The sequence below is a fragment of the Streptomyces sp. NPDC048191 genome (assembly GCF_040652655.1).
Classification (GTDB): Bacteria; Actinomycetota; Actinomycetes; order Streptomycetales; family Streptomycetaceae; genus Streptomyces.
This window is the reverse complement of record NZ_JBEZMO010000072.1, coordinates 1-4945: the sequence shown is the minus strand read 5'-3', so window position 1 is coordinate 4945 and position 4945 is coordinate 1. Positions and strand designations below refer to the sequence as shown.

Sequence of the window (4945 nt, the reverse complement as noted above, 5' to 3'; positions counted from 1 at the left end):
TTTTCGAGAAAAACCCTGGTCAGACCCCCTTTCCCGCTTCCAATTCTGGCCCAACGCTGGTAATGTTGTCCTTGTTGGAAGGGGGTGGCACCCCGACCAACACCACCACTCGAAACCCGCACCACCGGAGGCAGAGGCCATGACCACCGCGACGCGCGCCCCCCAGTTCTTCACCTGCATCTGCGACCTCCACCCGGAGCCTCACCCGCAGCCGGTCCAGCGCATCGTCGTCACGCCCGCCGCCATCGTCGACCCGGACGGCATCCGCGACGCCCTGATGAACGTCTGGTACGACGCCACGCTGTTCTACGGGCCGGACGTCGTGATGGTCGTCGCGTACGAGGAGGGCGAGGCGACCGGCGCGGCAGAGGCCGCCCGTGAGTGGGCGGCCGCCCAGGGGTTCGCCGCCGAGCCGTACGACGGCGAGTTCGTCACCGTGCGCGTCGCCCCCGAGGGTGCGCCCCAGGCCTCCGGCGAGGACCGACCGGTCTACCGCTACGCCGCATAGGCAACCCGATACGGGAGCGGAAAGCCCCAGATCAGACCCGGTTTTCCGCTTCCGTTTCCGGTGCAATTCTGGTAATGTTGTCTTTGTTGGAAGGGGGTGGCACCCCGACCGACACCACCACTCGAAACCCGCACCACCGGAGGGACGCCGTGGCCCGTACCGACCACCACCGCCGCTACCGCACCGCCAGCGAGGGCAACCCCGCCCGCCTGCTGGGCACGGATGACCGGGCCGCCGCCCGGAAGGGCATCCTCACCACGGCCGCGCGGGACGAGGACGGCCACCCGCAGCTCACGGCCCGCGCCGTCGCCCGTGGCCAGGCCCAGGACACCCCCGGCAAGCGCAAGGCGTACCAGAAGGCCGCGCACCGCCGTGACCGCGCCGCCGTCCGCGCGGCGCTCGCCACGGCCCCGTACCGGCGCGATCCCGCCCGCCGCCACGCTCTCCGCCACGAGCGGACCCTTACCCCCGTCACCCGCCGCCGCGTGGACTGGGACGTCAGCTGATCTACCCCCGCCGGGGCGGCGGTTGGCACCGCCGCCCCGGCCCCCTCGAAACCCCACCTGACGCGAGAGAGGCCCCGAGTATGCCCACCAGTGCCGCCCCCACGTTCGCCGTATATGCCCGCATCGTCGACACCACGCCGCTCTATCACGTGGTATGCGACCACTGCCCGCAGTGGCTCGGCCCCGTCACTGACGACTTTGAACAGCACGTTTGGGACGTCCGGCAGCACGCGGCACAGCACCCCGCGCCGCCCGCCCACGCGTGGTGGCTCCCCGGCAGCACCGCGCCCCGCCGCGCCACGCGCGGCGAGGAGGTCGGACAGGTGCCGGTGTACCGCGTGATCTGCGACGAGTGCCCCCGGTACATGGGCCGGGGCGGCACCGACCGCGAAAAGCTGGCCCGTTACATCGCGCTGCACGTTGCCGTGCACGAGGCGCACTACAGGGTGGTCACGGAAGGGACCATCGAGGCAGTGCGCGCCCATCAGGCAGCCGTCGAGGCCGACCCCGGGCACTGGGCCCGCCTCTGACCGGCCACCGGGGCGGCGGACCGCCGCCGTCCCGGTCCGCCAGTCAGCGCGGGACGCGACGGCCCGCAGTGGTCCCGACGCCGGCCGCGCCGGTCGCCCGCCCTCCCGGAAGCAGGGCGCCGACCAGGTAGCCGGCCCCGCACCCCAGTGCGCCCGCAATCGGGGCGCATGGGGGCGCGCCCCGGCCAGGAAAACCGCTGGTAGAACCCCGCTTCCTGCTTCCGTTTCCGGCTCAATTCTGGTAATGTTGTCCTTGCTGGAAGGGGGTGGCACCCCGACCGGCACCACTACTCGAAACCCACACCGAACCCACGGAGGAACCCGTGACCACCCAGACCGACCCGCAGGTCATCACCGTCACCCTGAAGGACGAGGACGGCACCTACACCCTCACCGGGACCGTCATCGAGCTGAAGCGCCACCAGGAGTCTGGACTCTTCGGCATGGAGCTGATCGGCCTGTACGCCCAGCTCAAGATCGCCGTGGACGGCGAGGAAGCCGAGACGCAGTTCCTCTCCCGCCTGGTCGACGAAACCCACTGGATCATCGACAGCCGGTTCAAGGCCAACGGCTTCCCCATCTGGTCCCACGGCTTCGGCGCGCGATACCTGCGCTGCCACACCATCAACGGCGAACTGAGCGACGGCCTGGACAACCTCGCCCGCGAGCGCGGACTGGCCGCCGCGATCGGCCGCGACGTCCCGCTCACCCTCGCCGACGCGTAACCGCGAGGCGACACCAACCCCGGGGCGGCGGATGGCACCGCCGCCCCGGCCCCACTCGAAACCCGGCACCAGGAGGACACATGCAGACCGCCCGCGCGTACGGCAGGGCCCTTGCCGAGCACCACCGCCGCACCCACGCCGACACCGTCCGCAGGGAAACCGGCCGGATCTACTACTACGACCATCTGGCCGCCTACGGAGACCCGTTCTGCACCCCGGTCTACACGGTGGACACCGTCCTGCCGGTCTGCGACCAGACCGGATGCGACTGCTCCCGCGCCGCCGCGCTCCAGGCCGTGGCCGACCGCCCGCGCGAGTGGCAGACCCGGCCCGACGCCGACCGCATCACCCGCGAGCGCACCCACGTCAACGTCATCTTCGAGGGCCCGAACGGCCCGCATGGCGAGCACCGTAACTGACCACCGCGTCGCGCGGCCGCGCCGACAGGCCCCGGGCCCCGGCGCGGCCGCGCGCCACGGCGGTCAGCAAGGCCACAGCCGACGGCACGCCGTCGGTGGCCGGCACCGCGCGCCGCTGGATTCCCGTACCGCCACCCCGGCGGTCCGCACGACACGAGAAGAGAGCCCATGACCGAACTGATCACCCTGCCCCTCACCGGCCTTGAAGTCCCGCACACCCGCTACCACTTGGCCGACTTCGAGCAGATGACCACGCGCAACGGCATCGCGTTCCGGGCGACCGTCAACGAGGGCGACTACTGCCTTGGGGTCATCGAGAACGGCGGCACCGGCGGCGGCACCTGGTTCTTCCAGCACACCGCCAAGGACCGGCAGGTGATGGAGGAATTCGCCGACGCCTGCCGCCTGAACGGGCGGCCCATCAGCGCCGAGCGGGTCTACGAACTCCTCGTCGACCAGCATGACCTGGCCCAGGAGGCCGCGCGGTGCAAGCGGCAGCGCACCAGCCTGCTGCGCGGACTCGACAGAGGGGAGTGGCACGGGGTGACCGTCGTCGCCAAGGTCCCGTCGGTCTGGCTCGCCCGGGGCGACTACCCGTACATGGGCCACCTCGCCCGCGACCTCGCCCAGCACCAGCCCGCACCCGAGGTCTGGCAGGTGTGGGACGGCGAGCAGTGGAAGGACCTCACGCTCCCCGCCGTCACCGGGGGCGCTGCGTGAGCGCCCCGGTAGAGCGTCTGCGCGGGTGGGTCGGCTGCGAGTCGTACGCCTACACCAACCAGCGCGGCGCGTGCGGCGCCGCGGGCGGCACCGCCGTCAGGCTGCTGACGATCACCTACGCCGAGCGCCGCACCCAGCGTCTGCGCCTGTGCAACCTGCACGCCGACGGCGTGTACAAGGATCTCAAGGACCCCCTGCTCGCCCACCTCGGGTGCACCGGGGTCACCGAAACCCCGATCGGTACACCCTCGGACTGAGTACCGAACGCCATCGGGCCGCCAAGCAGGAAAACGCCTGTTCAAAGGCACTTCCACGCTTGGAGATCGGGGATAAAGCTGGTAATGTTGTCCTTGTTGGGAGGGGGTGGCACCCCGACTGACACCACCACTCGAAACCCGACCTGGAAGGCGGCCCGATGGCTGCGTACGTAGACCTCGAAGACCCCTGCATCGAATGCGGGGCGGACGAGGGGGAGCCCTGCGACCCCGAGTGCGAGAACTACGACGAGGAGCTTCACGGCGGATACACCCGCGAGATCGAGGCCCCCTCGCCGTTCGAGGAGCCCGTCCCGCCCGGCTGGTAGAACCCAGCCCGCCGGGGGCGGCGGATGGCACCACCGCCCCCGGCCCCACTCGAAACCCGTCCCTGACGAGAGGAACCACCTTGACCACGACCGACGCCACCACAGCAGCCGAGCGTTACGAGATCGGCGACCGCGACGCGGACGGCCGCTACCCCGTCGCCGTCGACGGAAAGCCGACCGGCCACATCTACCGCTGGCACGGCGGTTGGTACGCCGTCGTCCCGGGCCAGCCGGAGGAGACCCGCCGCGACGACAAGCACGCCGCCGCCGCGCACCTGGTCGACCTGGTCGACTCCGGCTCCGTCGACCCGTCGGCCGCACCGGCCGGGCCCCCGGCCGCCGAGGCGGGCATCGTCCCGTGGCTGTCCCCGAAGCTGAAGCCCACCCGGCGCAACATCATCAGTGCCGCCATCGCGCTCGGACGCCTCGCCGAACTGGCGTGGACACCGCGGGACGGCGACGGGAAGGTCACCGGCTACCCGGGCGCTGACAACCCGTGGACGCTCACCTGCGAACTGTCCGGGACCGTCGTCGTCCGCTGGTGGAGCCACCTGCGCGGCCGCAATAACGACAACACCCCGCGGCCCGAGTACAGGCATGAGGGATGCATCCCCTTCGAGGAGCAGGCCGGGAAGGTGGCCGCGTTCGTCGGGGAGCCCGTCACCGCCTGCCCGTGCCAGCAGCTCACCCATCCGACCACCGCCGACGCCGCCGACGACCTGCTCAAGCAGGCCGAGCGGGCCCGCCGCACCGACGACACCGAGGCCCTGCGCCAGCTGCTCACGCAGCTGCTCGGACCGTGCCCCGCCAGCAGCGCCCGCGGACAGGCGATGAAGGAGCTCAAGGAGCGCGGCCAGCGCTCCAAGAGCTGACGGCCAGACCACCCCGGGGCGGGGGGGGGGGCCCGCCCCCCCCCCCCCCCCCCCCGCCAAGTGGCGGCGGCCGCCCCGGGCC

Annotated in this window: 9 protein-coding genes; all 9 read left to right on the top strand. The window is 71.7% G+C overall.

Features of this window, described 5'->3' with window-relative positions; all coding sequences use genetic code 11:
- The first annotated feature begins 139 nt into the window (after positions 1-139).
- Positions 140-508, top strand: coding sequence for a hypothetical protein (locus AB0D93_RS41320; protein ID WP_362131863.1), 369 nt, complete (start codon positions 140-142; stop codon positions 506-508).
- A gap of 149 nt (positions 509-657) precedes the next feature.
- Positions 658-1014, top strand: coding sequence for a hypothetical protein (locus tag AB0D93_RS41315; protein ID WP_362131860.1), 357 nt, complete (start codon positions 658-660; stop codon positions 1012-1014).
- An 80-nt stretch (positions 1015-1094) separates the two neighbouring features.
- Positions 1095-1544 (top strand): hypothetical protein, encoded by a 450-nt coding sequence (locus AB0D93_RS41310; protein ID WP_362131857.1) that lies wholly within the window; start codon positions 1095-1097, stop codon positions 1542-1544.
- Positions 1545-1867: 323 nt separating this feature from the next.
- Positions 1868-2269 (top strand): hypothetical protein, encoded by a 402-nt coding sequence (locus AB0D93_RS41305; RefSeq protein WP_362131854.1) that lies wholly within the window; start codon positions 1868-1870, stop codon positions 2267-2269.
- A gap of 80 nt (positions 2270-2349) precedes the next feature.
- A complete protein-coding gene (locus AB0D93_RS41300; RefSeq protein WP_362131851.1) occupies positions 2350-2688 on the top strand; it encodes a hypothetical protein in 339 nt (112 codons plus the stop codon).
- A gap of 168 nt (positions 2689-2856) precedes the next feature.
- The gene (locus tag AB0D93_RS41295; protein WP_362131848.1) at positions 2857-3408 is read left to right on the top strand and encodes a hypothetical protein; all 552 of its coding nucleotides are present in this window, start codon (positions 2857-2859) and stop codon (positions 3406-3408) included.
- The gene (locus AB0D93_RS41290; protein ID WP_362131845.1) at positions 3405-3665 is read left to right on the top strand and encodes a hypothetical protein; all 261 of its coding nucleotides are present in this window, start codon (positions 3405-3407) and stop codon (positions 3663-3665) included. Before AB0D93_RS41295 ends, AB0D93_RS41290 begins: the two co-directional genes overlap by 4 nt.
- Before the next feature lie 158 nt (positions 3666-3823).
- Positions 3824-3991, top strand: coding sequence for a hypothetical protein (locus AB0D93_RS41285; protein WP_362131843.1), 168 nt, complete (start codon positions 3824-3826; stop codon positions 3989-3991).
- 80 nt (positions 3992-4071) lie between these two features.
- On the top strand, positions 4072-4863 hold the full coding sequence (locus AB0D93_RS41280; protein WP_362131840.1) for a hypothetical protein: 792 nt from the start codon (positions 4072-4074) through the stop codon (positions 4861-4863).
- Positions 4864-4945 lie beyond the last annotated feature (82 nt).

Coding starts and splice junctions, on each gene's coding strand:
- AB0D93_RS41295 (WP_362131848.1), top strand. CDS start 2,857: ATGACCGAACTGATCACCCTGCCCCTCACCGGCCTTGAAGTCCCGCAC.
- AB0D93_RS41300 (WP_362131851.1), top strand. CDS start 2,350: ATGCAGACCGCCCGCGCGTACGGCAGGGCCCTTGCCGAGCACCACCGC.
- AB0D93_RS41320 (WP_362131863.1), top strand. CDS start 140: ATGACCACCGCGACGCGCGCCCCCCAGTTCTTCACCTGCATCTGCGAC.
- AB0D93_RS41285 (WP_362131843.1), top strand. CDS start 3,824: ATGGCTGCGTACGTAGACCTCGAAGACCCCTGCATCGAATGCGGGGCG.
- AB0D93_RS41310 (WP_362131857.1), top strand. CDS start 1,095: ATGCCCACCAGTGCCGCCCCCACGTTCGCCGTATATGCCCGCATCGTC.